Source organism: Streptomyces sp. NPDC056231 (assembly GCF_048270745.1).
GTDB lineage: Bacteria > Actinomycetota > Actinomycetes > Streptomycetales > Streptomycetaceae > Streptomyces.
The window spans coordinates 5,332-31,562 of the sequence record NZ_JBLVKW010000064.1; the positions used below are offsets into that span (position 1 = coordinate 5,332).

General features: G+C 67.6%; 24 protein-coding genes and 6 pseudogenes. 11 read left to right on the top strand and 19 right to left on the bottom strand.

Annotation, left to right across the window (positions count from 1 at the left end):
* Positions 1-113: 113 nt before the first annotated feature.
* Both ACNPQM_RS33300 and ACNPQM_RS33305 read right to left on the bottom strand, forming a co-directional pair.
* Positions 114-335: a hypothetical protein gene (locus ACNPQM_RS33300; RefSeq protein ID WP_418086884.1), complete on the bottom strand. Its 222-nt coding sequence runs from the start codon at positions 333-335 to the stop codon at positions 114-116.
* 300 nt (positions 336-635) lie between these two features.
* Positions 636-812 (bottom strand): hypothetical protein, encoded by a 177-nt coding sequence (locus ACNPQM_RS33305; protein ID WP_418086885.1) that lies wholly within the window; start codon positions 810-812, stop codon positions 636-638.
* Positions 813-967: 155 nt separating this feature from the next.
* Here ACNPQM_RS33305 and ACNPQM_RS33310 point away from each other — a divergent pair, with 155 nt between their 5' ends.
* From ACNPQM_RS33310 to ACNPQM_RS33320, 3 genes are all read left to right on the top strand, one after another.
* Positions 968-1,138 (top strand): hypothetical protein, encoded by a 171-nt coding sequence (locus ACNPQM_RS33310; protein WP_418086886.1) that lies wholly within the window; start codon positions 968-970, stop codon positions 1,136-1,138.
* 391 nt (positions 1,139-1,529) lie between these two features.
* Positions 1,530-2,084 (top strand): hypothetical protein, encoded by a 555-nt coding sequence (locus tag ACNPQM_RS33315; protein ID WP_418086887.1) that lies wholly within the window; start codon positions 1,530-1,532, stop codon positions 2,082-2,084.
* 206 nt (positions 2,085-2,290) lie between these two features.
* Entirely contained in the window at positions 2,291-4,069 is a 1,779-nt protein-coding gene (locus ACNPQM_RS33320) for a S8 family serine peptidase (protein WP_418086888.1), read from the top strand.
* A gap of 76 nt (positions 4,070-4,145) precedes the next feature.
* On the opposite strand, the gene ACNPQM_RS33325 is transcribed toward ACNPQM_RS33320, so the two are convergent.
* Positions 4,146-4,316 (bottom strand): hypothetical protein, encoded by a 171-nt coding sequence (locus tag ACNPQM_RS33325; RefSeq protein ID WP_418086889.1) that lies wholly within the window; start codon positions 4,314-4,316, stop codon positions 4,146-4,148.
* A 231-nt stretch (positions 4,317-4,547) separates the two neighbouring features.
* Here ACNPQM_RS33325 and ACNPQM_RS33330 point away from each other — a divergent pair, with 231 nt between their 5' ends.
* The 4 genes and pseudogenes from ACNPQM_RS33330 to ACNPQM_RS33345 all read left to right on the top strand — a co-directional run bounded on the left by ACNPQM_RS33330 (position 4,548) and on the right by ACNPQM_RS33345 (position 6,700).
* The gene (locus tag ACNPQM_RS33330; protein WP_418086918.1) at positions 4,548-4,784 is read left to right on the top strand and encodes an IS110 family transposase; all 237 of its coding nucleotides are present in this window, start codon (positions 4,548-4,550) and stop codon (positions 4,782-4,784) included.
* A gap of 135 nt (positions 4,785-4,919) precedes the next feature.
* Positions 4,920-6,119 (top strand): RNA-guided endonuclease InsQ/TnpB family protein, encoded by a 1,200-nt coding sequence (locus tag ACNPQM_RS33335; RefSeq protein ID WP_418086890.1) that lies wholly within the window; start codon positions 4,920-4,922, stop codon positions 6,117-6,119.
* 47 nt (positions 6,120-6,166) lie between these two features.
* A pseudogene (locus ACNPQM_RS33340) lies at positions 6,167-6,310 on the top strand (IS110 family transposase); the annotation flags it as partial.
* Between the two features lie 57 nt (positions 6,311-6,367).
* The gene (locus ACNPQM_RS33345) at positions 6,368-6,700 is read left to right on the top strand and encodes an IS3 family transposase (protein ID WP_418086919.1); all 333 of its coding nucleotides are present in this window, start codon (positions 6,368-6,370) and stop codon (positions 6,698-6,700) included.
* Here the strand turns inward: ACNPQM_RS33345 and ACNPQM_RS33350 are convergent.
* Positions 6,692-7,063, bottom strand: a pseudogene (locus tag ACNPQM_RS33350) (transposase); the annotation flags it as partial. The gene ACNPQM_RS33345 and the pseudogene ACNPQM_RS33350 overlap by 9 nt on opposite strands.
* Positions 7,064-7,576: 513 nt before the next feature.
* Between ACNPQM_RS33350 and ACNPQM_RS33355 the strand changes: the two are divergent.
* Complete coding sequence (locus ACNPQM_RS33355) at positions 7,577-7,813, top strand: hypothetical protein (protein ID WP_418086921.1); 237 nt, start codon at positions 7,577-7,579, stop codon at positions 7,811-7,813.
* A 227-nt stretch (positions 7,814-8,040) separates the two neighbouring features.
* On the opposite strand, the gene ACNPQM_RS33360 is transcribed toward ACNPQM_RS33355, so the two are convergent.
* The 7 genes and pseudogenes from ACNPQM_RS33360 to ACNPQM_RS33390 form a co-directional block, all read right to left on the bottom strand.
* On the bottom strand, positions 8,041-9,645 hold the full coding sequence (locus ACNPQM_RS33360) for a glycoside hydrolase family 13 protein (protein ID WP_418086891.1): 1,605 nt from the start codon (positions 9,643-9,645) through the stop codon (positions 8,041-8,043).
* 148 nt (positions 9,646-9,793) lie between these two features.
* Entirely contained in the window at positions 9,794-10,669 is an 876-nt protein-coding gene (locus tag ACNPQM_RS33365) for a carbohydrate ABC transporter permease (protein ID WP_358863048.1), read from the bottom strand.
* An 18-nt stretch (positions 10,670-10,687) separates the two neighbouring features.
* Complete coding sequence (locus tag ACNPQM_RS33370; RefSeq protein WP_418086892.1) at positions 10,688-11,650, bottom strand: carbohydrate ABC transporter permease; 963 nt, start codon at positions 11,648-11,650, stop codon at positions 10,688-10,690.
* A gap of 86 nt (positions 11,651-11,736) precedes the next feature.
* Complete coding sequence (locus ACNPQM_RS33375; protein ID WP_418086893.1) at positions 11,737-13,152, bottom strand: extracellular solute-binding protein; 1,416 nt, start codon at positions 13,150-13,152, stop codon at positions 11,737-11,739.
* A gap of 274 nt (positions 13,153-13,426) precedes the next feature.
* Complete coding sequence (locus ACNPQM_RS33380) at positions 13,427-14,434, bottom strand: LacI family DNA-binding transcriptional regulator (protein WP_418086894.1); 1,008 nt, start codon at positions 14,432-14,434, stop codon at positions 13,427-13,429.
* A gap of 100 nt (positions 14,435-14,534) precedes the next feature.
* Positions 14,535-14,864, bottom strand: a pseudogene (locus ACNPQM_RS33385) (hypothetical protein); the annotation flags it as partial.
* A 78-nt stretch (positions 14,865-14,942) separates the two neighbouring features.
* The gene (locus tag ACNPQM_RS33390; RefSeq protein WP_418086895.1) at positions 14,943-15,683 is read right to left on the bottom strand and encodes an IS6 family transposase; all 741 of its coding nucleotides are present in this window, start codon (positions 15,681-15,683) and stop codon (positions 14,943-14,945) included.
* Between the two features lie 715 nt (positions 15,684-16,398).
* On the opposite strand from ACNPQM_RS33390, the pseudogene ACNPQM_RS33395 reads away from it, so the two are divergent.
* Positions 16,399-17,531, top strand: a pseudogene (locus ACNPQM_RS33395) (IS630 family transposase).
* A 52-nt stretch (positions 17,532-17,583) separates the two neighbouring features.
* Here the strand turns inward: ACNPQM_RS33395 and ACNPQM_RS33400 are convergent.
* Positions 17,584-18,165 (bottom strand): hypothetical protein, encoded by a 582-nt coding sequence (locus tag ACNPQM_RS33400; protein ID WP_418086896.1) that lies wholly within the window; start codon positions 18,163-18,165, stop codon positions 17,584-17,586.
* A gap of 254 nt (positions 18,166-18,419) precedes the next feature.
* Between ACNPQM_RS33400 and ACNPQM_RS33405 the strand changes: the two are divergent.
* Positions 18,420-19,343: pseudogene (locus tag ACNPQM_RS33405) on the top strand (transposase); the annotation flags it as partial.
* A 266-nt stretch (positions 19,344-19,609) separates the two neighbouring features.
* Here the strand turns inward: ACNPQM_RS33405 and ACNPQM_RS33410 are convergent.
* From ACNPQM_RS33410 to ACNPQM_RS33430, 5 genes and pseudogenes are all read right to left on the bottom strand, one after another.
* Positions 19,610-20,095 (bottom strand): hypothetical protein, encoded by a 486-nt coding sequence (locus tag ACNPQM_RS33410; protein ID WP_418086897.1) that lies wholly within the window; start codon positions 20,093-20,095, stop codon positions 19,610-19,612.
* Positions 20,095-20,649: a hypothetical protein gene (locus ACNPQM_RS33415; protein ID WP_418086898.1), complete on the bottom strand. Its 555-nt coding sequence runs from the start codon at positions 20,647-20,649 to the stop codon at positions 20,095-20,097. Before ACNPQM_RS33415 ends, ACNPQM_RS33410 begins: the two co-directional genes overlap by 1 nt.
* A gap of 146 nt (positions 20,650-20,795) precedes the next feature.
* Entirely contained in the window at positions 20,796-20,936 is a 141-nt protein-coding gene (locus ACNPQM_RS33420) for a hypothetical protein (RefSeq protein ID WP_418086899.1), read from the bottom strand.
* A 1,126-nt stretch (positions 20,937-22,062) separates the two neighbouring features.
* A pseudogene (locus ACNPQM_RS33425) lies at positions 22,063-22,938 on the bottom strand (ISAzo13-like element transposase-related protein); the annotation flags it as partial.
* 68 nt (positions 22,939-23,006) lie between these two features.
* Entirely contained in the window at positions 23,007-23,546 is a 540-nt protein-coding gene (locus ACNPQM_RS33430) for a hypothetical protein (RefSeq protein ID WP_418086900.1), read from the bottom strand.
* 225 nt (positions 23,547-23,771) lie between these two features.
* Here ACNPQM_RS33430 and ACNPQM_RS33435 point away from each other — a divergent pair, with 225 nt between their 5' ends.
* Entirely contained in the window at positions 23,772-24,800 is a 1,029-nt protein-coding gene (locus ACNPQM_RS33435) for a hypothetical protein (RefSeq protein WP_418086901.1), read from the top strand.
* Between the two features lie 189 nt (positions 24,801-24,989).
* Here the strand turns inward: ACNPQM_RS33435 and ACNPQM_RS33440 are convergent, their stop codons facing one another.
* Positions 24,990-25,322 (bottom strand): hypothetical protein, encoded by a 333-nt coding sequence (locus ACNPQM_RS33440; protein WP_418086902.1) that lies wholly within the window; start codon positions 25,320-25,322, stop codon positions 24,990-24,992.
* 214 nt (positions 25,323-25,536) lie between these two features.
* Positions 25,537-26,127 carry an ALF repeat-containing protein gene (locus tag ACNPQM_RS33445; protein WP_418086903.1) on the bottom strand — a complete coding sequence of 197 codons (591 nt, stop codon included), beginning with the start codon at positions 26,125-26,127 and terminating at the stop codon, positions 25,537-25,539.
* Positions 26,128-26,231: the final 104 nt, after the last annotated feature.

Consider the following 26,231-nt stretch of genomic DNA (forward strand, 5'->3'; position numbering starts at 1 on the left):
GTTTCTTCTTGGGGGGTTTCTCTACCCGGCGGGGGGGGCGGGGGTGTCGGTTGAGTGGCGCGTGCCGGCGGGCCCGGGGGTTTCACGTGGGGCCCCGCCGCCATGTGGTGCGTCTATTGGGGTGCCTTGATTCCTGAGCGCTCGGCCACCTGCTCGATGTGCTCAGCGAGCAGGACTGTGATGTCGGGCGGGCGGGCGTCCTGCGCGTGCAGGTGCGCGACGGCGAGCAGCGCGCCGGCCGCCACGTCCAGCAACTCGCGCTGAACGTCCTGCATTGAGCCGTGTGGACCCTTGCGGGGGTTGTGGCCCAGGGCTCCGATGAGCGCGGTGATCACCTCGCCAGTTTCCTCGGCGACCTTGGCGATCCGGCCCCAGGTTCGGGCCTCCGGGTCGCGGTCGCGGTTGGCTGGGGAGGCGTCGATCCTGTGCCGTTCGGAAATGCGTCGCTGCAGGTCGTAGGGGGTCTGGTGGCGCTCAGGGTCGCGTGGGAGGATGCCGCGGGTGATTGTCTCGCTGGTCTATCGGGTGACGAGGAAGCTGTTGTCGGTCCCGGTGTTGCTGCTGTCGACAGGTGGCCAAGGGCGCCGAACTTCTTGTCCTGCGGCACGAGAACGCGGTGCTGCGCAGCTACAGCGTTACGACAGCTCCCGCTCGATCTGGTTCTCGCTGACCTTGTCTTCGCGCATGGTCGTCTCGTTCTGGACGGCGTAGCGAGTCTGTGCCCCGCTGCCCTCGGCACTGCGGATCTCGCCCCGCTGAAGCTCGTCCTGCTGGTCCCGGTACTCCACGTGCTGTCCCTTGCGGTAGGGCATGGGGATCTCCAAGTCTCGTGTGGGTCGGCGGTGGCTGGCCCTGCACGTTTCGGCAGCGGGCGCCCCGCCTTCTTGGCGCCCGCGACTATCGCCAGGCGCACTGACAGCCCACTCTCAACTCCGCCCTACGGCAATTACCCGGCATGGCGGGTCAGGTGATCGCGCTGCTTATGGTGACCATGTTCGGCATCCCCCTCTCCGGCGGCACGATCCCTGTACAGGCCCAGCCGGCCTTCGCCGCGGCGGTGGGCAACCTCCCGGCCCGGCACGGCACGGCACGGCACGTCACGGAAGGCATGGCTGCATGGTCGGCGCCCTGCGTATGAGCGAGCCCCGTCGCTCAGGGGTGCAGGACACCCCGGCAGTCCGGGCGGCGCAGCAGTCGGGCCTGCAGCATCTGCCGGGCCGCAGCGGCATCGACCACCCAGGGCACGATCACTTACCTGTCGCATCCAGTCAGCGTCACCGCGGCGCCGCCCGACCGGGAAGTGGGGAACTGGTGTTGCAGCCTGCCTGGACGATCACGTGGAGCAGGGCGGGTGCTGCGGCCGTGGGCATCGTCAACGCGTTCGTTACGCGGCTCCATCGCTTGGCGGTATGTCCCGGAATGTGTTCTTGGTCGGTTGGTGCTTTGCTGCTCGGTGGCGGCAGGCTGGCTTTCTTGGCGTGCCGCTCGTCTGTGCTTTCGAAACGGCAAGGCTCAAGGAGGAGTCCCGCATGTCCGTCTACACCCCCCAGCAGATCAGCCAGCCGCAGACCCAGCAGCCGCACAACCAGCAGCAGCTGTTCGGCCAGCCCCCGATCACGCAGCCGCAGTACGGCCAACAGCAGCCCTGGGGCCAGATCGGCCAGCAGCAGATCGCGCAGGTGGTCCAGCAATCGATCCAACAGGCGTGCCAGCAGGCGAGCCAGCAGGTGGCGCAGCGCCTGCAGCAGTCGCTGCAGCAGATCCAGCAGGTCCAGCAGCAGCTGCAGCAGCAGGGCTTGGCCCACCAGGCGCACCCGTACCTGGCTGTCGCGCTGCACCACACCCTGCACCAGGGCGTGCGCAGCGCTGTGGAACAGTCCGTGCAGCAGGCGCTGCCTATCGCGATCCTGACGCTGGTGCAGCAGAGCCAGCAGGGCCAGCAGCCGTCGGGCGGTGGTTACGGCCAGCAGCAGTTCGGCCAGTTCCCGGGCATGCAGCCGCAGGGTCAGCTCGGACAGTTCCCGGGCCAGGGGATGTTCGGGCAGCAGCCGCAGTACGGGCAGCTGTCGCCAATGAGCATGTGAGCACCCAGGTCGGGCAGCACCCGTTCCCTTTTCTCCCTGTGGGGGAGCGGGCCTGCCCGGCCGGATACCCCGCCGCGCCGTGGCACGCGAGGGCCTCAGGCACGGCGGGACGCTGGCCGGGGAGCTCATGAACGCCCGCTTCCCGGCCGGCCACTGAAGATCCGGGGCGTACGACGACGCTTTACGTTGAGATGGCGGTTGGCTGAATGAGTGAGCAGGGCGGCAACGGTGTGAAGCCGGGCAACGGCAAGGGCGGGAAGAGCTCGCGTGCGCAGGGCGCGGTGGGCGAGGCCGAACAGCAGCCGCCGGCCGCGGGCGGGCCGGGCGGCACGGGCGGGGAACGCCGCGAGCGGCCGGAGGCCGGTGTGCCTGGTCGGGGGGTGCGGGCGGGGTGGGGCCGCTACCTGGTCGCGCCCCGACCCCTGGGGCTGCTGGGCGGTGGGGTGCCGCCGATCGAGGCCTCGGCGCTGTTCAAGCTGCTGGAGGAAGACCCCGATGTGGAACCGGTGGCGCAGGTGCGCCCGTCGCGGTCGCGCGGGTTGGGGGCGATCGCGGAGCCGCATCCGGCCTGCCCCCCGGTCGCGGTGGTGAAGATGCCCCAAGAGCGGGCCCGCGCCCTGGCCGGGAACCCGCAGGTGGTCGTGGAGATCGACCAGCCGCTGTCCTACACCCCCATCCCCTCCGTGGGTGTGGGGCCGGTGCCGGTGATCGACCCCATGCTGGCGGTCACGCTGGAGGAGCCCGAACAGTTCACGCTGCGCGTGGTGGGCGGTGACGGGGATGCGGTGGCCGGAGCGCATGTGTGGGCGATCGGCACCGGCGGCCCCGTGCACGGCATCACCGGCCCGGACGGGCGGCTGACGCTGACCCTGGCCGCGGACACCCCAGACACCCTGCAGGCCCTCTACATCCGCCCGGTGGCCGGCTACTGGCCAGGCCGCACCGGCACCCCCCAACCCGCGGGCAACGGGGAGGCGGTAGTTACGGTGCAGGCCCTGGCGGACACCTTCGAGGGCTTCCCCGGCAAGGCGCTCACCGGCTGGGGCAGCCAGGCGATGCGGCTCAACCAGATCCCGCCGACCTACCGCGGCGACGGAATTAAGATCGCGCTGCTCGATTCGGGGGTGAACACCGCCCACCCGGACCTCAAGAGCACCGTTCAGCACGGTCACGACTTCACCGGCGCCGGAAACGGCACCTGGGGCCTCGATGTGACCGGGCACGGCACCTGGTGTGCTGGCATCGTCGCCGCGGCGGACAGCAACGCCGGCATCGCCGGGATCGCGGCGGAGGCCGAGGTGCATGCCCTGAAACTGTTCCCCGGCGGGCACCTCAGCGACCTGCTCGAGGCGGTCGACTACTGCATCACCCACGACATCGACATCGCCCAGATCAGCCTCGCCTACCCCCTACCATCCCAGCTGGCCGCCTGGAAACTCGCCGACGCGCGCGCCGCCGGCATCAGCGTCATCGCCCCGGCCGGGGACACCGCCGGGCCTCTCACCCACCCGGCCGCGCTGCCGGGGGTCCTGGCGGTGGGGGCAATCGCGCACACCGGCACCTATCCCGTGAGCAGCCCGCTCACCGCGGTGCAGCCGCCGTGGCCCGGCCCCTACCCGGCACCGTTCACCCCCACCGGCCCCGGCGTGGACCTGGTCGCTCCCGGCGCGGCAGTCATTACCACCGCGCTCGGCGACGGCTATGCCGCCGTCGACGGCACGGCGATCGCCGCCGCGCACGTCACCGGCCTGGCGGCGCTGCTGCTGGCCCACCACGACCACCTGCGCACCCAGGCGGTGCCCCGCACCGCGGCCCGCGCCGACCTGCTGTACCTGCTGCTGCGCACCGCCTGCCAGCCCCTGCCCGGAGCCGACCCCCGCCTGGGGGCCGGGATCGCCGACGCCCCCACCGCCCTCGGTATCCCCGCCAGTTGGCAGCAGGACTACCGGGCCGAGGGATACGCGGCGGCGCACCAGCGAGGCTGACGGCGCGACGCCGTCACAGACTCCGTCCTCCTTGCCGCCATACCCAAGGGGTGGAACGCGGCCGCCGGGCCCACTGTCAACCGAACAGGTCGCGCACCCGGATCGTGCGCACCTTCAGCCATCGGGCCCGGCGCGCCGGCAACCGCCCGCTCGCTGCGGCGAACGAGACGTCCTTCGGCGGCAGCGCCTCGGCGCGGGTGGCCTTCCAGAAGTCCAGCCAGGCATCCTGTGGGGCTCGTAAAGTCATCGCTGCTGATGGAAGCCCGCGTGCAGGGCCCTCGGTGGTGGCTGGGATGCTGCACCGCGTGATCATCTCGGTCCTGTACCGGGCCATCCGGGCGTTGCTGTCCGTGCCTGCGGTGCTGCTGCGCCGGGACGTGGCCAAGGACGCCGAACTGTTGGTGGTGCGGCACGAGAACGCGGTGCTGCGACGACAGCTCAGCGGTCCGGTCCGCTGGTTCACCGCGCCGCCCCGCAACTGCTCGAACCCTTCGGCATCGGCGTGGACACAGCCGCGGAGATCCTCGTCGTGGCCGGCGACAACCCCGAAGGCATCAAATCCGAAGCCGCCCTCGCCAAGCTCGCAGGCATCGCTCCCGTACCCACCGGCTCCGGCATGACCAGCGGCAGGCACCGCATCAACCACGGCGGCCACCGGCAGCTCAACGCTGCGATCTATCGCACCGTCATCGTCCGCATGCGGTTCCATCCGTGATCTTGCGTGGGTATCCCCGGCTTCAGCCGGGGAGGGAAACGCATCCTCGGCCCGGAGGCGCGAAGCGCCGGAGTTCGCTGCGTTGTCAGTGGCCTGCACTATGTTGATCACGACAGCCGAAGGGGGGTGGGCCGGATGATCCGTGCGTACAAGTTCCTCATGCGGCCCACTGCGGGCCAGCAGGGCGCGCTCGCCGAGATGCTGCGTGATCACTGCTCGCTCTACAACGGAGCGTTGCAGGAGCGCCGGGACGCCTACCGGCACGGCTCGAGGACGACGGTTCGGTACGGGCAGCAGTCCGCGCAGCTCAAGGACATCCGGGCGTTCGACCTGGAGCGTCAGGGCCGTTGGTCGTTCTCTTCTCAGCAGGCGACGTTGCGGCGGCTGGACAAGGCGTTCGCGGCGTTCTTCCGCCGGGTGAAGGCCGGGGAGGCGCCGGGCTATCCGCGTTTTCGTTCGGGCAAGCGGTTCGACACCGTGGACTTCCCGAAGGACGGCGACGGCTGCCGCTGGGACTCGACTCCGCATGATCCCGTCACCCGCGTCCGCCTCCAGGGCGTCGGGCACGTCAAGGTGCACCGGCACCGGCCGGTGGTCGGCAAGGTCAAGACGGTCAGCGTCAAGCGTGAAGGGCGGCGCTGGTTCGTCATCCTCACCGCCGGGCAGACTGCGCCTGAGCCGCTTCCCGCGACCGGTTCCGTGGTCGGCATCGACATGGGCATCGCGAACTTCCTCGCCGACTCGGGCGGCGAGTTCGTGCCCAACCCCCGTCACGGGGCGAAGGCCGCCGCGAACCTCGATGCCGCACAGCGGGCCCTCGCCCGGTGCAAGCGCGGCAGCAAGCGTCGCCGCAAGGCCGTAGAGGTGGTGGCCCGGCTGCACCGCAAGGTCCGCCGCCAACGACTCGACCACGCGCACAAGACCGCGCTGAACCTGGTGCGTGACCACGATTTCATCGCGCACGAAGCCTTAAGGATCCGCAACATGAGCAAGGCCCCGGCCCCGAAGCCGGACCCCGCCACGCCGGGCGGCTTCCTGCCCAACGGGGCCGCCGCCAAGGCCGGACTCAACCGTTCGATCGCTGATGCCGGATGGGGGGTGTTCCTGACGATCCTCACCGCCAAGGCAGAATGCGCCGGACGGGAAGTGATGGCCGTGGACCCCCGCAACACCTCCCGGCGGTGCCCTCGGTGCGGGCACACCGCCAAGGAGAACCGGCCCACCCAGGAGAAGTTCCACTGCGTCTCGTGCGGCCACCACGCGCATGCGGACACAGTGGGCGCCCTGAACGTCCTACGGGCCGGGCTGGTCCGTCGCGAAGCCCAACCGGCATAGCGAGAAGCCCCCTCGTTTACGAGGGGGAGGAGTCACCAACCTACGATCGACTACGTCTACGTCGTCGCGCCTGCCGCACCGCCGAAGGCAAGACGAAACGCGAGATCATCCGCTGCCTCAAGCGCTACGTCATCCGCGAGCTCTACCACCTGATTCGACCCGCTCCACAGACGACCCCCGCAACGAGTTGACATAGGAGCGTCAACGCCCTGGCCGAGGCGTTCAACAGCCCGTTCAAGGCCGAGCTGATCCGCAACAAGGGACCCTGGACCGGCATCAACGAGGTCGGGGTCGGCGTCGCCGAGTACGTCGACTGGTTCAACCAGCGCCGCCTCCACGGCGAACTCGGCCACGTCACCCCTGCCGAGCACGAGGCAGCCCACTACCTCGCGGCCGAACCTCATGCGTCACTCCAGAAGACCACCTATCTCAGTCTCCACGAAACCCAGGGCTTGACACATGTGAGCGCGGGGACGGGCCTTGGACACTGGCCCGAAGTTCAGCCGATCGATACCTCCTTCACCTGGCTGTCCTTACTTACTTGGAGCGACCTCCTGTCGCACCTGATCATTTCAGAATGAGGTTCTGAGTCGTCGCAGGCAGATGGTGCTGCATGCGAGTTGGAGCAGGCTTTGGTGGAGGTCGGCGCGTATCTCGTAGCGGATGCGGAGACGCTTGAACTGGTGGAGCCAGGCGAAGGTCCGCTCGACGACCCAGCGTGTCTTGCCCAGGCTGGAGCCGTGGGCGACGCCGCGGCGGGCAATCTTGGGGGTGATGCCGCGGCGGGCAATCTTGGGGGTGATGCCGCGGCGGCGGAGGATCCGACGGTACTTGTCGTAGTCGTAGCCTCGGTCGGCGAAGAGCCTGCGGGGCCGTCGTCGCGGGCGTCCGCGCAGGCCCCGGATCGGTGGGATTGCGTCCAGGAGCAGCAGGAGCTGGGCGACGGCGACAGTGAGCGGCACGGGCACGCGGCACTCCGGATCAGCGGGCCGACCGGGCGTTCCGGCGGCGAACCGCCCGGGGACACCTCAGGCCACCGGTGTGGACAAGGTTCTGACCAGCCTGGCGAGCAGGTCCGCCGGACGGGCCACCCGGGTCGGCCGTGCCGGGCCGTCGGCAGACCCGCCGGGTGCACTCCACCGGCCCACCCCGGATTGGGGGAAGTCTTTGCCCGTGGCTGATTCGGACACCCTTCCCGGCCCACGGGCCCTTTCCGTACGGGTTGCGAAGCACGGTGGTCCCGTATACGAAGGAGAAAGCGTCGGCCGAAAGTATGAGCAGCCGGCCTCCACCCACGTAAACGACCATGTTGATCGTCCGCGATCGCAGGCACAGGCTCGATACATAGCTGCTAGATACAACTGGTTCTGCGGGGCCCTCGCCCTCGGCATGCCGCCCATGGGGCGGCACCGTGCGTCGACCGCTCACCCGGTCGGGCCCGAATCGGGAGGACGCGTATGTGTGGCATCGCCGGCTGGGTCTCCTTCGACCACGACCTGCGGGCAGCCGCGGACGTCGCGACGCTGGACGCGATGACGGAGACCATGGCCTGCCGGGGCCCCGACGACCGGGGGACCTGGATCGCCGATAGCGCGGGGCTCGGACACCGCCGGCTCGCGGGGATCTCCCCGCTGCTCATCTCGTCCTGCACGAGGTCCGTTCCGGTGACCACCGGAACGGACCGTACGTCCTGAGCCGGCCAGTCGCATTCGTGCGTCCGCCCGACCAGGTGTCCGGCCAGTCCGAGCTCGGCCACGACGCCGGTCGCGGCCGGGAGCAGGCAAACGATGCGCGCGGCTTCCGGTACGCGGTCGAGGAGTTGCCGGAGTCTTCCGTTCTGGCCGTCGATGTCAGCAACTGGCTGCGGCCGGAGGCCGTCACCAGCCCGAACCGGTGCGGCGGGGCGGTTCGGCGGTGGGGGTCAGGCCAGCAGCCACACCGCCGTGTCCTGCGGGAGGCGGCCCCGGTCGTCCAGGGGGCCGCTGGTGAGCAGGACGTCCGTGTGGGCCGGGAGCTCTGCGGGCTCCGCGGCGAGGTTGACGACGCAGGTCAGGCCATGACCCCGGCCGAAGGCGATGACCCCTGGCGTGGACGGCAGCCAGGTCAGCGACTCGTCCCCGAAGCCGGGGACGGTACGTCGTAGCCGCAGCGCCTCGCGGTACAGCGTCAGCATCGAGGCGGGGTCGGTGCTCTGCCGGTCGGCGGCGTAGGCCGGCCAGTCTTCCGGCTGAGGCAGCCAGGGTTCGCCCCGCGAGCCGAAACCGCTGTTCGGCGCTTCGGCGACCCATGGGAGCGGCACTCTGCAGCCGTCGCGTCCCGGGTCGGTGCCACCGGAGCGGAAGTGCATCGGGTCCTGGATGCGATCCAGGGGCACGTCGGCCTCGGGCAGGCCCAGTTCCTCGCCCTGGTACACGTAGACGGCGCCAGGAAGCGCCAGGGTCAACAGGGCGGCGGCCCGGGCGCGCCGCGTACCGAGGTCCAGGTCCGTGGGCGTCCCGAAGGCCTTCTCGGCGAAGTCGAATCCGGTGTCCTCGCGGCCGTACCGTGTCACGGTCCGGGTCACGTCGTGGTTGCAGAGGACCCAGGTCGCGGGGGCGCCGACCGGGGCGTGCTCAGCCAGGGTGTTGTCGATGGTGCGCCGCAGGCGGTCCGGTTGCCATGGGCAGGCGAGGAAGTTGAAGTTGAAGGCGGTATGCAGTTCGTCGGGGCGGAGGTAACGGGCGAAGCGCTCGGAATCGGGCAGCCAGACCTCGCCGACGTAGATCCCCTGGTATTCGTCGGCTATGGCGCGCCAGGACCGGTAGATGTCGTGGAGTTCGTCCTGGTCGATGTAGGGGTGGGGGTCGACGCCTTCGACGAAGTCGGCGAGTTCCGGGTCCTTGGCGAGCAGTGCCGCGGAGTCGATCCGTACGCCCGCGACGCCCCGCTCGAACCAGAAGCGCAGTATCTCCTCGTGCTCTTGACGGACCGTCGGGTGGGCCCAATTGAGGTCGGGCTGCTCGGGGGCGAAGAGGTGGAGGTACCACTCACCGTCGGGCACGCGGGTCCAGGTGCGTCCGGAGAACTGGGAGGGCCAGTCGTTGGGCGGGAGTTCGCCGTTCTCACCCCGGCCGGGCCGGAAGTGGAACAGCTCGCGCTCGGGGCTGCCGGGCCCGGCGTCCAGGGCCGCCTGGAACCAGACGTGCTGATCGGACACGTGGTTGGGGACGATGTCGACGATCACCCGCAGGCCGGACTCGCGGGCTTCCGCGATGAGTTTCTCGGCCTCGGCGAGTGTTCCGAAGGCGGGGTCGATGGTGCGGTAGTCGGCGACGTCGTAGCCGCCGTCGACGAGTGGTGAGACGTACCAGGGCGTGAACCACAGGGCGCTGACGCCGAGTTCGACGAGGTAGGGCAGTCTCGCCCGGATGCCCGCGAGGTCCCCGGTGCCGTCGCCGTCGCCGTCGGCGAAGCTGCGTGGATACACCTGGTAGATGACGGCGTCGCGCCACCAGTCGTCGGTGTGTTCCGAGTGAGGGGCTGCCACGTGAGGGTCCTTTCGGGCAGGGGGTTCTCCACCGTCGGCCCGGACAGCGGGGCGACGGGGAACGGGCCGGCGGCGGAGGCTTCATGGAGGTGCGAGAGGGGTGGGACGTGTGCGGGGCGGAATGCTCGGTGCGGGTCCGCGCGGGCTGTCAGCCCTTGAGACCACCGGCGGTGAGGCCGCTCATGATGTTGCGCTGGAAGATCAGGAAGATGAGCAGCGTCGGCAGGGAAGCGATCGTGAGCGCGGCGATCAGCACGTTCTCGGGGACGCCGTTGGAGAGCGAGTAGATGCCGACGTTGAGTGTCTGCATGGCCGGGTCGGGCAGGGTGAGCATGGGCCAGAGGAAGTCCTTCCAGACCCCGACCACGGCGAAGATGGAGACGACGCCCAGGATCGGCCGTGAGATGGGCAGCACGATCGACCACAGTGTGCGCATCGGTGAGGCTCCGTCCATGGAGGCGGCGTCCAGCAGTTCCTTCGGGATGGAGTCGAAGAACCTTTTCAGCAGGAAGATGTTGAAGGCGTTCGTCACCGAGGGCAGCCAGATCACCCACGGTGAGTTCAGCAGATTGCGCTCCACGAACGGCACGTCCAGGACTGTGAGGTACTGCGGGACGACGAGCACGGTCGCCGGGATCATCAGGGTGGCGAGCATCATGCCGAGGATCGCCTTGCCGAAGAGCGGCCGCAGCTTGGAGAGCGAATAGGCCGCCGCCACGTCGAAGATCAGCTGGAAGGCCAGGGCGCCGAAGGCGTAGTACAGCGTGTTGAAGAGAAGCCGGGAGAGGTCCATCACCTCCCAGGCACGGGAGTAGTTCCCGGAGTTCAAGGACCCGGGGACGAGGGTCGGCGGTATCTGGACGGCCTCCTGAGTGGACTTGAGGCCGCTCGACGCCATCCAGTAGAGCGGTCCGAGAAACACCAGAGTGAACAGACCGACGACGAGGACGAAGGTCACCCAGTACACAGCCTTGCCCCGGGGCCTGGCCAGTTGGGCCGGTGAGATGAGTGTGCGTGTGGACATCTGTCGTATCCCCCGGTCCTACTCGTCCTCGGCGCGGCTGAGCTTCACGTATGCCGCCGAGACACCGGCGAGCAGTACGAGGAGGACCAGACCGAGCGCCGCCGCGGCGCCGTAGTTGTTGAAATTGAAGGCGTATTGGTAGATGAGGTAGACAACCGTGGTGGTGGATCCCTCGGGGCCCGCGCCGCCGGTGAGCAGGAACGGTTCGACGAACACCTGCATGGTCGCGATGACCTGCATGAGCAGCAGCAGCGAGAGGATGAGCCGGGTCTGTGGGATGGTGACGTGCCAGACCTTGCGGAACAGACCGGCGCCGTCCAGTTCCGCGGCCTCGTACAGCTCGCCGGGGATTCCTTGCAGTGCGGCGAGGTAGATCAGGGTCGCGCCGCCCATGTTCATCCACGTCGCCGCGATGACCACGGAGAGCATGGAGGTGTCCGGGTCCTGGAGCCACTGCTGCGCGGGCAGGCCGAAGAATCCGAGGATCTCGTTGAGCAGGCCGTACCCCGGGTCGTAGAGGTACTTGAAGAGCAGCACGGAGGCGACCGGCGGCAGCATGACCGGCAGGTAGACCAACAGACGCAGATACCCCCGCGCGTGCCGGAACTCATTGAGGACCACCGCGACGACGAACGGGACGGCGAAGCCGAGGACCAGCGCGAGGACGGTGAACAGCAGTGTGTTGCGCCAGGCCTGCCAGAAGGCCGGGTCGTTGTAGACGGTGCTCAGATTGGCGAGGCCGACCCATGTGGTCCGCCCGCTCTCGGTCTTCTGGAAGGCGAGGAGGAACTCCCTCACCATCGGGTACCAGGAGAACAGCGAGAAGCACATCACGGCACCGATCAGGAAGCCGTGGGCCGTGAGGTTGCGGCGCAGGTGCTTGGCGAAGGTGCTGCCGGACGGCCCAGGCCCGCCACCGTGGTGCCGGGAGCGGTGGGGCTTGTTCGCCATGTTCGTGGTGGAGATGGTGGGGGCCGACATCTGTCGCCTCCTCGGTGCGGATGTGCCGGAGTGCGGTAGGGGAGCGGTCGGGGCGCGGGGGCCGGCCGGCCGGCCCCCGGTGCCGGTCACTGGTTGGCCAGGACCTGGTTGACCTGCGCCTCGGCGGTGGCGAGCAGCTTGTCGATGTCGGCGTCCTTGTTGGTGAGGATGCCCGACATCACGTTGTCGAGGACCTTGTAGACCTCCTGGGCCTTCGGCGGCTCCGCCTTGCCCGCGACGGGGTTGTCCATGAACGTCTTGAAGTTGGCGACCGGCATGGTGGCGTACTGGATACGGGCCGCGTCGTCCTTGGTCTTGGACTCGTTCAGCCAGAAGTTGGGCTGGGGAACGCCCACGGGCAGCTTGTCGGCCTTGGTGCGGGCCCAGTCGAACTGCCCCTTGCCGACGGTGAGGTTCTTGAAGTTCAGCCAGGCGACGGCGGCCTTGATCTTGTCGCCGGAGATCCCCTTCTTGACCATGTAGTTGTTGCCGCCGGCCAGAGTGTTCCTCTCGCCCGGGATCGGTCCCATCCCGAAGTTCTCGTATCTGGCGCCGAGTTGCTGGACCATGTACGCGATGTCGTCGGGTGCGGCCAGGAACATGCCCAGCTTGTCGGTGGCTATCTGCTTCTGCAGGTCGCCCCACTTGAGCAGTTGCGTCTTGCCCATGCTGTCGTCCTGCCAGCGCATGGCGTGCAGGTTCTCGGCGACCTGCTTGCCGAGTTCATTGTTGAAGGCGGCCTTCTTGCCGCTCGCGTCGACGACTGCACCGCCGAGGCTGTACATCTGCGCGGTGAAGTGCCAGCCGCCTGTGTTGCCGGCACTGTACTCGCCGAAGCCTGCGATGCCCTTGCCCAGGCCCGCGATCTTCTTCGCAGCCGCGCGGACCTCCGCCCAGGTGCGCGGCGGGGCGTCGGGGTCGAGGCCCGCCTGCTGGAAGAGCTTGCGGTTGATGAGCAGGCCCATGGTGTAGTTGCTGGTGGGCAGGCCGTGGAGCTTGCCGTCATGCTTGAGCGAGTTGAGGACGTTCGGGTCGATGTCCTTCAGCAGGGGAACGCTCTTGTCGTTGACGTAGGCGGTGATGTCCGCGGCACCGTCGTTGTCGAGTACCTGGGGCAGGTCGGTGAAGTAGGTGTAGAACACGTCCGGCTGGGACTTGGCCTTGAGCATCGCCGTGAAGCGTGGCGGCTCCAGACACTGGCCGGGTGTGGAGCGTCCTTCGATGGTGACATTCGGGTACGTCTTGTTGAACTCGACGACGTCCTCCTTCCACTCCTTGAGCTCGGCCGCCTTCGCCGCAGGGGGCATGCAGTCGATGGTGAGCGTCACCTTGGTCTTCGGATCCAGGGGGGCGGCGGGGTCGGTCGACCCGCCACCGTCGGATCCACCGCTGCCGTTGTTGCTGCTGCTCGTGCCGCAGGCGGCGAGAGCGGTCAGCGTGAGCGCGGAGACGAGGGTGACCGCGCTGGCGCGGCGGGTACGGCGGAACCGGGCACTTCTCATGGGTGGTCCCCTTCGGGCATGAACGTGGAGGTCGCCCCACCGCCGATGCGTTGCGGGGCGTCGCACACTCAACCATCGCCGATAGATTGACGCAATATCTCGCGCTGATTTCGTAATTGTTCGACAGATGGCCGCATGGGACGCCCGGGAGCACGGGACCCGCCATCGAACAACCCCGGCTACGCGGACCCGGAAACGCCGCAGGGCCCTGTCCGGGAGGAGTGGACAGGGCCCTGCGGCATCGCGACGCGCAGAAGCGGGCCGACGGCCGGGGCTACCGCGGAGCCTGAGCCGTCGAACCGCGCACCACCAGTTCGGGCTCGAAGAGCAGTTCACCGGGGTGCACCTCACCGCCCTGGATCTGGGTGCACAGCAACTCGACGGCCGCGCGCCCCATCGCCTCGATGGGCTGACGCACGGTGGTGAGCGGGGGCTCCGTGCAGTTCATGAAGGCGGAGTCGTCATATCCGACCACGGAGACGTCGCCCGGTACGGCGAGACCGCGCCGACGAGCCGCCCGTACGGCCCCCAGGGCCAGCGGGTCGCTCGCACAGATGATGCCGGTGACACCCCGGTCGAGAAGGCGCGACGCGGCCGCCTGGCCGCCTTCCAGGGAGAACATCGTCCGCTCCACGCACACGTCGGGCAGTTCCCCGCCGTTGGCCCGTGCGACGTCCCGAGCGGCCCCCAGCTTGCGCCGCGAGGGAATGTGGTCGGCGGGGCCCAGCACCAGACCGATGGACTCGTGCCCCAGCGAGACCAGGTGGCGCCAGGCCTGCTCGACGGCGACGGCGTCGTCGCACGAGATGCAGGGGAAGTCGAGGTTCTCGATCGGGGCGTTGATGAGGACGACCGGGATCCTGCGCTCGGCGAGCCGCCGGTAGTGCTCGTGCGGGGCGTTCGCCTGGGCGAACAGCCCACCGGCGAAGACGACCCCGGAGACCTGCTGCTGGAGGAGCAGGTCGACGTAGTCGGCCTCGGAGACGCCACCCTTGGTCTGGGTGCACAGGACCGGAGTGAGACCCTGCTGCGCCAGCGCACCGCCGATCACCTCGGCGAAAGCCGGGAAGATGGGGTTCTGCAGCTCGGGCAGGACCAGGCCCACGAGGCGCGCGCGCTCGCCTCGCAGCTGGGTCGGCCGTTCGTACCCGAGCACGTCCAGCGCGGTGAGCACGGACTGCCGGGTCGCCTGGGAGACCCCGGGCTTGCCATTGAGGACCCGGCTGACCGTGGCCTCACTGACACCCACCTTCTTCGCTACCTGAGCAAGTCGTCGCGTCATACACGCAAGACTAACGCAAGCCCCGCAAGCGGCTTGCGTTAGTTCTGCATTTCAGCCGGAGGGGTTCCCCGTCCACCTGCTACGGGTTCCCGTCTCCCTTCTACGGGTTGACGTTGATCTTGAAGGTGGAGGTGGTGTTCCGGGTGTCCACCGCGTTGCCGGAGAACCGCAGACCGTTGAAGGTCACCTCACCGACCGCCGGCCCCTGACCTGATTCCGGCAGCTCGTTCGCCCACAGGCCGAACCCGGACTTGGCGTCGAACGCGTCCCCGCTCCTACGGGCACCCGAGATCGAGATGTCGGTGAAGACCGTGTCCTTGATCGGGAACTGAGGCTGCCCGCCGACGTAGTTCGTCTGGAACATGACTCCGCTGTAGGTCGGATCGACGATGTCGACGTGATCGACCCTGATGCCCTGGAAGATTTTGGATGGCCTTGTCAAGTTGCGTGTGTGGCAGGTGAGTTGTGGCGTACTGATGGCGCTCGGGTGCCGTGCCGTGCACGGTGCTCAGGCGTGCGCGGCCGCGCCGGTGACGGTCTTCCAGAGGCGGAATCGTTCGGTCATCTCGGCACGGTAGTCACTCGCTGTGATCAGATGCCGGCGGGGCCGGAAGAGTGTCGAGATCCTTGAGAACGCGGCGAGGAATCTCTGCACCGCACCCGTTGAGCGGAAGTTCTTCATAGCCCTCTCGCGCTGCCTCGTGGGTTGATGGCTGTTCTCTGCACGGTTGTTCAAGTACTTCGAGCTGCGGTGCTCCACCGAGGGCATGACCTCGCGGTGGGCGACGCCGTAGCTGCGGAGCTTGTCCGTGACGAGTACACGGGGTACGCACTCAAGATCCTTCAGCAACTTACGGAAGAAGCGTTTCGCAGCCCGGCCATCACGCTTGCTCTGCACCCAAATGTCCAGGACGTTGCCGTCCTGGACGACGGCCCGCCAGAGATACCGCCTCTTCCCGTTGACTTTGATGAACACCTCATCCATGTGCCACTTGTCGCCCGGGCGGAGCCGGCGGCGACGCAGGTTCCGGGCGTAGGCGGGGCCGAACGTCGAGCACCAGGCACGCACCGTCTCGTACGAGACCGTGATGCCCCGCTCGAACAGGAGCTCCTCGACCTCCCGATACGAGAGTGGGAAACGGTGATACAGCCACACCGCGTGACCGATCACCTCGGCCGGGAACCGATACCCCTTGTACGACGGCGACACCTCGGACTCCACGACGGCCCCTCCCGCAACGACCACCATCAAGAGCCTCCCACGCCCCTTCGGCAACCTGACAGGGCCGTTTTGCCTGGTCAGCCCCCTGGGCAAGCCCCTTTTCAGACGACGACACCTTCTTCTCCGCGATAGTCGGAGGAAGAGGCTTTATGTTCCGACGGCCCGGCGCGGCCTGCTCGCTCTGCCTTTCCTCCCTCGCTTCACCTCCTCTCCTTGCCCTCCCCTTCCTGCTTCCTTCCCGGCCTCACCTCCGCCGACCGAATGCGCGGCGCGTCTTGGTGTCGTTCGGCGGCGGTCGACGGCCACATGTCGCTGCTGTCGCGCTCGGTACGGGGGAGCGGGCACATCTGCGGCGTGTTCCCGCCACACTGGATGCGGCCTCGCCGTCCCCCGTCGGCGAGGCTCTTGCTTGCCCGCTGCCCGCTGCCCGCTGCCCGCTGCCCGCCGGCCGACCGTGGCGGGCACGGTACGCGATGGGGCGAAGCCGTTTCGTGGTGCTGAGGAGGCGCCAGTGTGCGTCGCGGTCGATGTGGCGGCGCCGGGGCGGGCGGCTCGCTGCCGGTGCGCAGTGCCTGCTTGACCGCTGTGCGGTCCTGCTTGCGCGCGGCTTGCTTGAAGTTACGTCCGACTGCCGTCCTGTGCGGGCTCGACTAGTGCCGCATCAGACAAGGTTCGCCCTGTTGTGACGTGACGCGCCGTTCGGGTGCTGGTCCGGACGGCGCGGTGTTGCCAGGCTGTCCGGGTGGCAGAACGAGTACCGGTTCGGGAAATCGATGATGACGAGGGCAGACGGCTGCTGCGGATCATCCGCAGGGGCACGGGATCGGTGGTGACCTGGCGGCGGGCCCAGATGGTGCTGCTTCCGCGCAAGGTATGCCCGTGGCGAAGATCGCCGAGGTGACGTTCACCAGCGCGGACCGGGTCCGGGACGTGATCCATAACTTCAACGCCGACGGCTTCGATTCGCTCTACCCCAAGTACAAGGGCGGCCGGCCGAAGACCTTCACCCTCCCCGAACGGCGCGAGATCAAGAAGATCGCCAAGTCCAAACCGGCCGAGCACGGCCTGCCGTTTTCGACCTGGAGCCTGGCCAAGCTGGCCGACTTCCAGGTCGCCGAGGGGGTGGTCGACGACATCAGCCACGAGGGCTTGCGCATCATGCTCCGCAAGGAGGGCGTGTCATTTCAACGCATAAAGACCTGGAAGACCTCCCGTGACCCGGACTATGCCGCCAAGAAGGCCCGCGTCGAGCATCTCTACGCGCTCGCCGACGGCGAGGTCATACCCGAGGACGGCGAGCCCGAAGTCGTCTTCTGCCTGGACGAGTTCGGCCCGCTCAACCTCCAGCCCCACCCCGGGCGGCAGTGGGCCGAACGCAGCGGACGGCACAAGGACCCGGACCGGGAGCCCCGGCCCCACCGCCGGGCGACCTACACCCGCCCGCACGGGGTGCGCCACCTGTTCGCCGCCTACGACCTGGGCAAGGACAAGCTTTACGGTCACATCAAGCCGAAGAAGAACCGGACGAGGTTCTTGGAGTTCTGCCGCTACCTGCGCAGCCTCTACTCGCCCAAGATGCGCATCGCGATCGTGCTCGACAACTTCTCCCCGCACCTGACCACGAAGAAGGACAGCCGGGTCGGCGACTGGGCCGCGGCAAACAACGTGGAACTGGCCTACACCCCAACCAACAGCTCCTGGCTCAACCGCATCGAGGCCCAGTTCACCGCCCTGCGCTACTTCGCGCTGGACCGCACCGACCACGCCAGCCACAAGGAGCAGGGCAGCATGATCCGCCGCTACATCATCTGGCGGAACAAGCACTCCTCTGACCAGCGGCTTCGCAAGGTCGTGACCGGGGCGAACATTGCCTGAATCGGGCCGTGTCGGCGTTCACGACTGCGGTCAGGCACCAGCCCTTCTGGCATCACGTTGCCCGGGCCTGACCGGCCAGCCACCGCTTCACTTCGTGCCAGGCGGCCCGCTCTTCCGCCTCGGTGCCCCACCACCAGGTGAAAGGCGAGTCGTCGGACGTCAACTCCTCCCGCCACCAGTCGAGGCTGTCGGCCAGGTGACGGCGGGCGACCGGTCCGGTCTCCGCCTCCCAGCGGGCGAGCCACGGGGCGACCGAGGAACTCGCGGTCACGCAGCTCTCGAACACCGCACACGCCGAAATGGGCGGCGACTTCGTCCTCAGGGTCTGCGTCCACCATGCGTCCAGGAATCCGGTCACTGCCCCAGCCTGCTCGCGGGGCCACCGCGACCAGCCTGCCGCGGCCAGTCCACGGGCCATGAGATCGGACTCGGCCTCGCCCTCGGCGAGCACCACGACGAGCTGCGGCAGAACCCGACGGATGATCGCGGGCTGATCGTCCCAGTGGAAAGGATCTTTCTGCGCGACCCGGCGGACGAGGTCTGCCGGGAGCGGGACGTCAGGAGTCCGCAGCAGCTCGACCTCGCCCTCATCGAAGCACCGGCCGCAGCCGGCCTCGTCAGCTTGGGCCGTCATGCCGCCGAAGGTCTTCGCGACCCTCGCTATCGCAGCGACAAGAACACTGCCATCCGGAGAAGTCACCATGCATCCCGTCAAGACTTCAGCAGGCTGCCCCAGCCGAAGAGAGCGACGCTACCAGGCGACAACTCAGCCATCAGAACAGGGCGAACTTTTCCTGACGCGGCACTAGCGGTGGTTTGTTGACGGCGGGTCAGGGCCGTAGTAGGCCGGTAGCAGAGGAACGTTGCCTCGCCGTCTGGAGGCTTGTGATGACCCGTCGTCTGCCGTGTCCGCCCGCACCGGGCCCGCTGGAAGCTTACGCCGCACGCTTCGATGATCTGTTCTCCACACTGGCACAGCGTCGTGGGTTCCGGGAGTACCTCGCGGGGCTGCTGCTGCCGCGGGACCGGAACAAGACGCTGACCTGCCTGGCCGGCACGGAGCCGGTGGTCGGCGCCCAGCACCCCTCGGTGCAACGGCTGCAGTTCTTCCTGTCGGAGTCGACGTGGGACCACGAGCGGGTCAACGCCCGCAGGGTGGAGTTGCTGCTGGCGGATCCCGCGACCGCGCCGCACGCGGGCGGGGTGTTGGTGATCGACGACTCTGGGGACCGCATGGACGGGAAGGCGACGGCGCACATCGGCCGGCAGTGGCTTGGCAGACTTGGCAAGACTGACAACGGCATCGTGACAGTGACCACCTGCTGGGCTGATGAGAACCTCTACTACCCGCTGCACTCTGTGCCCTACAGCCCCGCCCATCACTTCCCCAAGGGCAAGAGCGACCCTGGCTTCCGCACGAAGTTGCAGATCGCCGCCGAACTCGCCCGCACCGCGAAAGCTACCGGGGTGGTCTTCCGGGCGGTGGCCGCCGACTGCGCCTACGGCGACCAGGACGGCTTCCGTAGACAACTTGGCGAGGCGGGGCTGCCGTTCGTGATGGCCCTCAAACCGAGCCACGGCACCTGGTCCTACGGCAAGGACGCCTACACCCCTGTTGACGCCGCCCGCGCCCTGACCTGGACGGACCCCGAGCATCCCGGCGACTGGACCCCAGTAGAGCGGACCTTCCGCGACGGGCACACCGAGACGTGGTGGGCCGCCGACGCCCAACTCGGTTGGTGGGGACCCGACGGAAACGTCCGCCTGGTCGTGGCGACCGCAGACCCGGCCACCCTGCCCGCAAAGACCACCCGAGCGGCCAACCCGACCGCGTCCCGCTACCCCCATACAGGTCGGCGGTTCACTACCGTCGCGCGGCCCAAACATGTGGTAGCCAGGAAACACGCTCAACGACCTCATACGGGACGTCGAGCGTGGCATGGTACGGGGCCAACAGGACTCCTATGTCGAGACGTTGGCGACTGATCTCACCAGCGAAACGACCAGGAGTCCTGCCGCGTTACGGACCCCGCCCACCAGCCACCATCACCCGCGAACCACGGATGAGAAGCCTTCAGTCAGTAGGAAATGTCCGAGTCGATGAAGATTTTCGGGTCGTCCGGCAGGTCACCTTCGAAGGACGCGCCCATGACGGCGGTTTCCGAAGCTGTCTGACCTGCGGGCACTTGCTGGAAGTCGAAGTTGTTGGTCGTCACCCAGTCCTTTCCGTTGCCGACACTGACAGTGACCTTTATGTTGCGAGTCTGATCAGCGGTGTTGGTGACGTTACAGGCGACATTGATGCCGATTTCATTGCGGGTGGCTCGGATCTCCGTATTGCCGAGCGTGACGATCTTTGTCTTCCCCAGGTAGCTGATGACCGGTGACGGTTCCGGGCTAGCTTCGGGTGATGCCGAAGTGCTGGGGGTGCTGTTCTGCGTGGCAGGAGGATTGAGCGAGGAATCCGGAGGAGGGTTTTCGCTGTTCGAGCATCCAGTGAGCAGTACGGTGACGAGCAGTGCCGCGCCCAATGACGCGGCGCGCGGCCCGCTGCGGGGTGGCATCAGTTGCAGGATCCTACGCCGAGGTAGTTGTCGACGACGACCTTGCTTCCAACCTTCATGTAGGAGTACACCTGGCCGCAGTAGCCGCGATTCTGGTAGACGGGCCCGGCGTAAGAGCTGAACGTGCCGAAGTCCTCGACGTCAGGGGTGGCGGTGTAGTTGTCCTTCAGCCGGATGCCCATGTAGTGCGCGGAGCCGGTGTCGTTGAAGAACACGGCGCAGATCGGCTTGTCGTTGATGCTGCCGCCTGTGGTAGTGCCGTTGGTCCAGGTGTAGACGCTGCCGTAGGTGCCGTAGCGGGCAGCCCCGGTGGAGATGGTGTAGCCGGAGCCGCACACGTTGGCAGCGGCTGCGGCAACCTCCGCGTTGGACTCGATGATCCGCTTGGTTTCGGCTGATGCCCGCTTGTCGACCTTGACGCCCTTGACGTCCATCACCTCGATCGGCGTACTGCCCTTCAGGTCGGGCCGGTCGGCCGCCGACGCGGCGGGGGCGACCACCATCGCAGCAAACAGGGCGGCGCAGGCGACACTCAAGCGTATCTTAGTATTCACTTTCTCTCCTTAACGTGATAATCAGGCACTCCTGACGCACAAAGACGCATGCTCGGGTCGGTGCCCACGGGAAGCGGGGTGGCGCTGCTGAGTACGGAGCCAACGCCGCACAGGATGGAGGTCGCCTCCACTACCTGAGGGTGGACCTAGGCGAAGGCTCTGGTCTTGGCATCGGCATTCTGGTCGAGGCGGACTTCTGGCTTGTCGGCAGCGACTACCTGCGGGGCGCCGAGGGTGCTGGCGGGGAGCGCAGCTACAACGATGCTTCGTATGAACTTCTTGGTCACGCCGACTTTCCCCTTTGGTGATGCGTGAATCGGTGACTGCTGTTGTGACGCAGCTTCCCTGAGTGGACATCACTGCCAGCTGGAACGGGCCACGCGTGACGTGATCATGGTAGCGGGAGATGACGATAGATGAGCGTCCGATTATGTAGAAGCTCCTCGGCATTGCCACAGAGACAGCCATGGCTGATTACCGCCTCTGCGTCGAGGCGACCTGAGCGGGTAAACCCATCGCCGGCCTGCATCAACACAGAAATGTGCTCTTGCGTCGATCGGTGCGCTTCGCAGTCTCCAGAATGGCGAAATTTCTCCGGCGATCTGATGTGCAGGCTCTCCAACGGGTGGCACCCCTCCTGGCGGAGGTCCACGGCTTGGGTGTGAGTTTGAGGTCGCTGAGGTCCGCTGCGGGGGTGGATGGAGCACTCGGGGCAACGTGGATTCAGTAGGCCTGGTCAGCAGGGCTGTGCAGAGGCACGGGAGGCGAGGTGGTCGGCCAGGCCGTGGGGCCGTGCCGTGGCCACCGCGACAGACCAGCACGTTGCCCGGTGATGTCGTGATTCGGGCATCGGGCTTATCTAATTGAGACGTAGTGGATCGCCGGTGTCGGATGCTCTTCCTTCATTCCGAACTCAGTGGCTGGCTGTCGCACATTGACGTGGCCAAAGCGGGCGAACGGTGACAGGTCGCCAGGTAACTCTCCGGCCATACTGCAGACCATTTACTGAAGGCAAGTTTTTGGACAAAAAGGGAAACCCGGGTGTCCGATTTCAGGCCGACTGCCCAATTAATTAAGTGAGTCTACTGGTTGACGCTCAATCGGCTGCCTCATTAGAACCTCCGGCAAGGGCCTATCGACTCGATGCGACCTGTCCGGCATGCCCAAAAAAGGGGCGCCATGACTGAATCGGATTGGACATGAGATATGTCTCTGTCTGGTGGTCTCGGCGGTGGCGGGAACGCTGCTTCCGTAGGTTGCTTATGCGGCTCCGAGTTCGTCATCGACGGGCGATGGCAAGGCTTTCTTGAGACGATTGGTGGCTGGTTCTCCGACGAAGATGATGGCAACAAGGGGCCGGACATTCCCAAGGCCGGCGGCGATCGTGTGCCAGGGAGCTGTCGATCAATAACTCTACGGTTTCGTAGTGGTCTTACTGATGAGGTTGGCGAGGCCTTTCGCGGTGGGTGTGGTGATCGGTGCTGGGCGGACGCGGCGGTCGAGGGCCTCCAGGATGGGGGTCATCTCCTGGAGGGCGTCGCCAACGGCGGCTGCAGGGGAGCCGAGCAGGGAGCTGAGGACGCGGATCTGGGGTCTTCCAGCGGTGGCGGATGACGATGACCAGCAGCCGGTCGGACAGCGACAGGGGCCCGCGTCGCAGGGTGCGGTGCCGGGCTCGCTTGTGGTGCAGGCTGATCGGCGGGTGGCCAAGGAGGTACTGCTCGACCACGGCCAGCAGGTCGGTGAACGCGGCGTGCTCCAGGCCGGTGAGAGTGGGGTGATGCAGCCAGTCGGGGCCCGGTCGTTGGGCTGGGTGTGGTCGTCGCGGCGCGGGAGGGGCGTGGGGGCCGGAGCTTCGGGCCGCAGGTGTAGTTCCACGTGCCGTGCCAGTCGTGCGCGGTCAGAGGCAGGGCCGCAATGACCTCAGGCGCGGACCCGATAGCCGTTGGAGCCGCGGGCGTCAACGGTGATCAGCAGCCGGGTCGCGCCGGGGTAGCGGTGCCGTCCCTCACCGTGCCACCAGCGGCGCATGGTGGAGACCGCGAGCGCGGCGGTATCCCCGTCACAGCCCGTCGACATTTAGTTGGCATCGGCATGCAGGTCGTAGACCCCGTACGGGACTGCCTTCTGCGCATCCTTCTCAGGAAAGTCGTGCGCGTGCACCTGCACTGGCTGCCCGGCGCGGTGCCACTCGGTCCCGGCGACTGCGTAGTTGCCCAGGACCTCCTTCTTCTTGGTGTCGACGCTGATGACAGGCTGTCCTGCGGTGGTGAACTCAGTGACCTGGTCAGCGTTCCACGGTGCGGCTTGCCCCCTCGACCCGTCGTAGTGGCGACACCTCCAGCCCGGCCAAACGATCACGATGCACGAAGACCGGACCATCGGTGGCACGGCTGTCGTCCTGGAAGTCCAGGGCCTACGGCCACGCCCGCCCCATAGAACCTGCCGCCCCTGGCTCCTGCCGTTGGTGCAGAGAATGTCGAGGTGGAAAGCACCTTCATGCCGAAGTCGGTCAGCTTGTAGAAGTTGGTCTTGCCGGTCTTGTCGGCGAGCTTCTCCAGGAGGCCGTGGCCCGGCACCCGGCGGTCCGCGATGTAGTGCGTGCCGAAGGACAGGGCGAGCGCGGCCGCGGCCCCCGGGACGGGCAGGAGCGGGAGGCGCAGCGTGCGCCGGTCGGACCAGCAGGCGCACGCCTCCATGTCCGGGAACGGGCCGCTGGTCCACCAGCCGCCCGCGCCCCGGCAGTCGGGGCAGGACCGGCGGGGCCTGGGGGCCAGCTCGATGCGGTGCCGGTCGGCGTACAGCTCCCAGTGGCCGGCCTTGAGGACTGCGGCGGCCGCGGCGAGCGCCAGAGGCACCGCAGCGGCCGCCATCAGGGAACCGGTTCGGGTGAGCATCAGGCAGTGGTGCTGGCGCAGTACAGGCCGCCGGTGTCGCCGTCGTGCGCGCTGCGCCCGCCTGGCTCTGTTCACAAGAGCGGGCAGCAGTTGTGCACCGGTTTGGGAGGCAGCCAACGCCCGCGTGCGAATCGGAATGTTCACGGGTTCCGACAGCACTGACGTCGAGGGGTGCCTTCGGGGGCGCTGCATCATGGCGGTTGGCGGCTGTTTAAGGTCGCGTGAATGTCGAGGAACACACCGCCGCGCCCGCTCGATGTCGAGGCGCTCTTCCCGGAACTGGCGACCTACCGGGGCACCACCACCCGGCTCCACCCGCGCCCGGGCCGACCGGACGTGGCGGCCAGTTCCGTGGGCGGTCCGCTGCTGTGGCCGATGGATGAACCGTGGCCGATGTGCACCGAGTCCCACAGCCACGCGCGTGGCCGACGCCCGGCGGACATCCGTCGGCAGCGGCAGATCCTGGTTTCCGCATGGCTCCGCGAAGCGAACCCCGGCCCTACAGAAGGGGAACAGCAGCTGCTGGAGGAACTGGACCAGAAACATCGCATTCAAGTGGCTGCTGCGACCGATCCGCTGCCGCTGATCGGCCTTGCGCAGCTGTACCGGAGGGACGTCCCCGATCTGCTGGCCGGGCCGGACGACTGCGATCTGCTCCAGGTGTTCTGGTGCCCCTTCGACGCGCACGGCCCGAGCGGCTACGGCATGCTGCTCGACCTGCGCTGGCGCCGGTCGTGGGAGGTCACCGAGGTGCAGACTTCACCGCCGCAGCCGCAGGTCGTCGGCTTCGAGGGGTACGTGCCCGAACCGTGCGTGCTGCACCCGGAGCAAGTGGCCACCTACCCGTTCGCCGGCCTTCTCCCGGAGGACCTGTGCGCCCGGATCGACGCCTGGGAAGAAGCGCTGGAGGAGGAGGCCGAGGAGCCGGCGGACGACGACGCAGCGGTGGTCGGCTACCAGTACGACCTGTCTATCCCACCGGGCTGGCGCGTCGGCGGTTTCGCCTCCTGGCACACCACAGACCCGTCCCCCATGAACTGCCGGACCTGCTCGACACCGATGCACCTGCTGCTGACCATCGACAGCTCGGAATGGGACGGCGGCAGCGGCAGCTGGAAGCCACTGGAAGAGCAGGACCTTCCCACGCACCGGTCCGCTACACCGACCGAGGTCACCGTGGGCCGCTGGGGCGAACTCAACATCTTCGCCTGCCCTGAAGAGCCCGGCCACCCGCACCGCTGGAGCATCCAGTAGGCCACTCGGTCATGACCAGTGCACCTGCTGAAGGGAGTCCGCTCGTGAACATCGAACGTGGCACAGTCCGGGCGCCTCCCAAACCATTGAGCAGCTGCTGCCCAACCCCGTTAAAAAGCCAGCCCCTCAACGTGACAGCGACGTTCTTGTTGCAGCGTTCCAAGGCGGTGCTTCAACTGCGCTGCGGGTTCACAAGATGGCGGCCATGGACAGCGTGACGGCGAAGCAGGTGAGAAGGAAGAGCGAAACCTGCTTGCCTGTCGCTCGTTCCATCGGTTTCCCTGATCGCACCAGAGCGAGCTGACGCTTGATGTATCTGGTGAAGATGGCCATCGTGAGGGTCAAGCCCAGCATGGTGGCCGTGTAGAGCATCAGCGGAGTCAGCCCCTCATCCCCCCGTGCCATTGATTGCAGGGTGACCGCGGCGCCTGCGGCCAGGGCAGGCACCGTGGCGAGGCCCAGCTTCTGTCGTCTCGTGCTGGCCCAGGACTGCAGGACCAGACCGAACACGAGACCGGACACAACGGCGGCTATCCACCAATCGGCAGTGGAAAATGTAGATGTCAGCACGAAGGGTCCTCTTGTTCGGTAGGGCAAGGCTTGGCTGGGTGGGACGAACTGTCGGCTCGCCCCACCCAGCCGTCTGTGCAGGCTTCTTACCAGGTGACCCAGCCGACCTGTTGTGGTCGGCGCGGGGGTTGGCCTTTCCGGTGCGGTTCCAGCTTGGGCTGCGGATCTAGCTGTCCACCTTGTACTGCCCGACCTCCAGGAAGTACCGCAGCTCCTCCGGCGTCCCGTCGATGGCCTCCTCGGCAGCGGCGCGGAGGGCGTCGCTGATGGCCGGGTCGGCAAGGATGCGGGCGATGGCGACGCGGTCGTCCTCGGCCTGGGCGAGGCGGTAGCCGGTCTCCAGGAAGGCGCGCAGGGCCTCCGGGCTGCCGTCGTCGAGGGCCTTGTTGACCTCCCGGATGACCGCCTTGTCACCGTTCTTGTTCGCCAGGTACAGGATGCGGAAGATGGCGACGCGGTCGTCCTCGGCACGGGCGAGGCGGTAGCCGGTCTCCAGGAATTTCCGCATGTCCTCCACGGTGCCGTCGAGGACCTTGTTGGCCTCTCGGACGACCGCCTTGCCGCTGTCCTTGTTCGCCAGGATGCGCAGGATCGCGATACGGAGGTCTTCCTCCGACTCGTCCACCGGCGTCTCGGACGTGGCCGTCGCGGTCGTCGACGTGGCCGTCGAGCCGGTGGCGAACGCCGGGGTAGTGAAGAGGAGGGCCGGCGTCAGGGAGGCGGCCGCGACGAGCAGGGCAGCGCGGGACGGGCTCATGGGTGTGTGCCTCCGTGGTCGAGCTGTCGATGCGAAGATCCTCGCCGTTGTGGGCCACCGATGTCATTGCCGGGAGTGGGCAGTCTTCGTCGACTGTCGTTGCC

Coding starts and splice junctions, on each gene's coding strand:
- ACNPQM_RS33305 (WP_418086885.1), bottom strand. CDS start 812: ATGCCCTACCGCAAGGGACAGCACGTGGAGTACCGGGACCAGCAGGAC.
- ACNPQM_RS33315 (WP_418086887.1), top strand. CDS start 1,530: ATGTCCGTCTACACCCCCCAGCAGATCAGCCAGCCGCAGACCCAGCAG.
- ACNPQM_RS33320 (WP_418086888.1), top strand. CDS start 2,291: ATGAGTGAGCAGGGCGGCAACGGTGTGAAGCCGGGCAACGGCAAGGGC.
- ACNPQM_RS33325 (WP_418086889.1), bottom strand. CDS start 4,316: ATGACTTTACGAGCCCCACAGGATGCCTGGCTGGACTTCTGGAAGGCC.
- ACNPQM_RS33335 (WP_418086890.1), top strand. CDS start 4,920: ATGATCCGTGCGTACAAGTTCCTCATGCGGCCCACTGCGGGCCAGCAG.
- ACNPQM_RS33355 (WP_418086921.1), top strand. CDS start 7,577: ATGTGTGGCATCGCCGGCTGGGTCTCCTTCGACCACGACCTGCGGGCA.
- ACNPQM_RS33365 (WP_358863048.1), bottom strand. CDS start 10,669: ATGTCCACACGCACACTCATCTCACCGGCCCAACTGGCCAGGCCCCGG.
- ACNPQM_RS33370 (WP_418086892.1), bottom strand. CDS start 11,650: ATGTCGGCCCCCACCATCTCCACCACGAACATGGCGAACAAGCCCCAC.
- ACNPQM_RS33375 (WP_418086893.1), bottom strand. CDS start 13,152: ATGAGAAGTGCCCGGTTCCGCCGTACCCGCCGCGCCAGCGCGGTCACC.
- ACNPQM_RS33380 (WP_418086894.1), bottom strand. CDS start 14,434: ATGACGCGACGACTTGCTCAGGTAGCGAAGAAGGTGGGTGTCAGTGAG.
- ACNPQM_RS33390 (WP_418086895.1), bottom strand. CDS start 15,683: ATGGTGGTCGTTGCGGGAGGGGCCGTCGTGGAGTCCGAGGTGTCGCCG.
- ACNPQM_RS33400 (WP_418086896.1), bottom strand. CDS start 18,165: ATGACGGCCCAAGCTGACGAGGCCGGCTGCGGCCGGTGCTTCGATGAG.
- ACNPQM_RS33410 (WP_418086897.1), bottom strand. CDS start 20,095: ATGCCACCCCGCAGCGGGCCGCGCGCCGCGTCATTGGGCGCGGCACTG.
- ACNPQM_RS33430 (WP_418086900.1), bottom strand. CDS start 23,546: ATGCTCACCCGAACCGGTTCCCTGATGGCGGCCGCTGCGGTGCCTCTG.
- ACNPQM_RS33435 (WP_418086901.1), top strand. CDS start 23,772: ATGTCGAGGAACACACCGCCGCGCCCGCTCGATGTCGAGGCGCTCTTC.
- ACNPQM_RS33445 (WP_418086903.1), bottom strand. CDS start 26,127: ATGAGCCCGTCCCGCGCTGCCCTGCTCGTCGCGGCCGCCTCCCTGACG.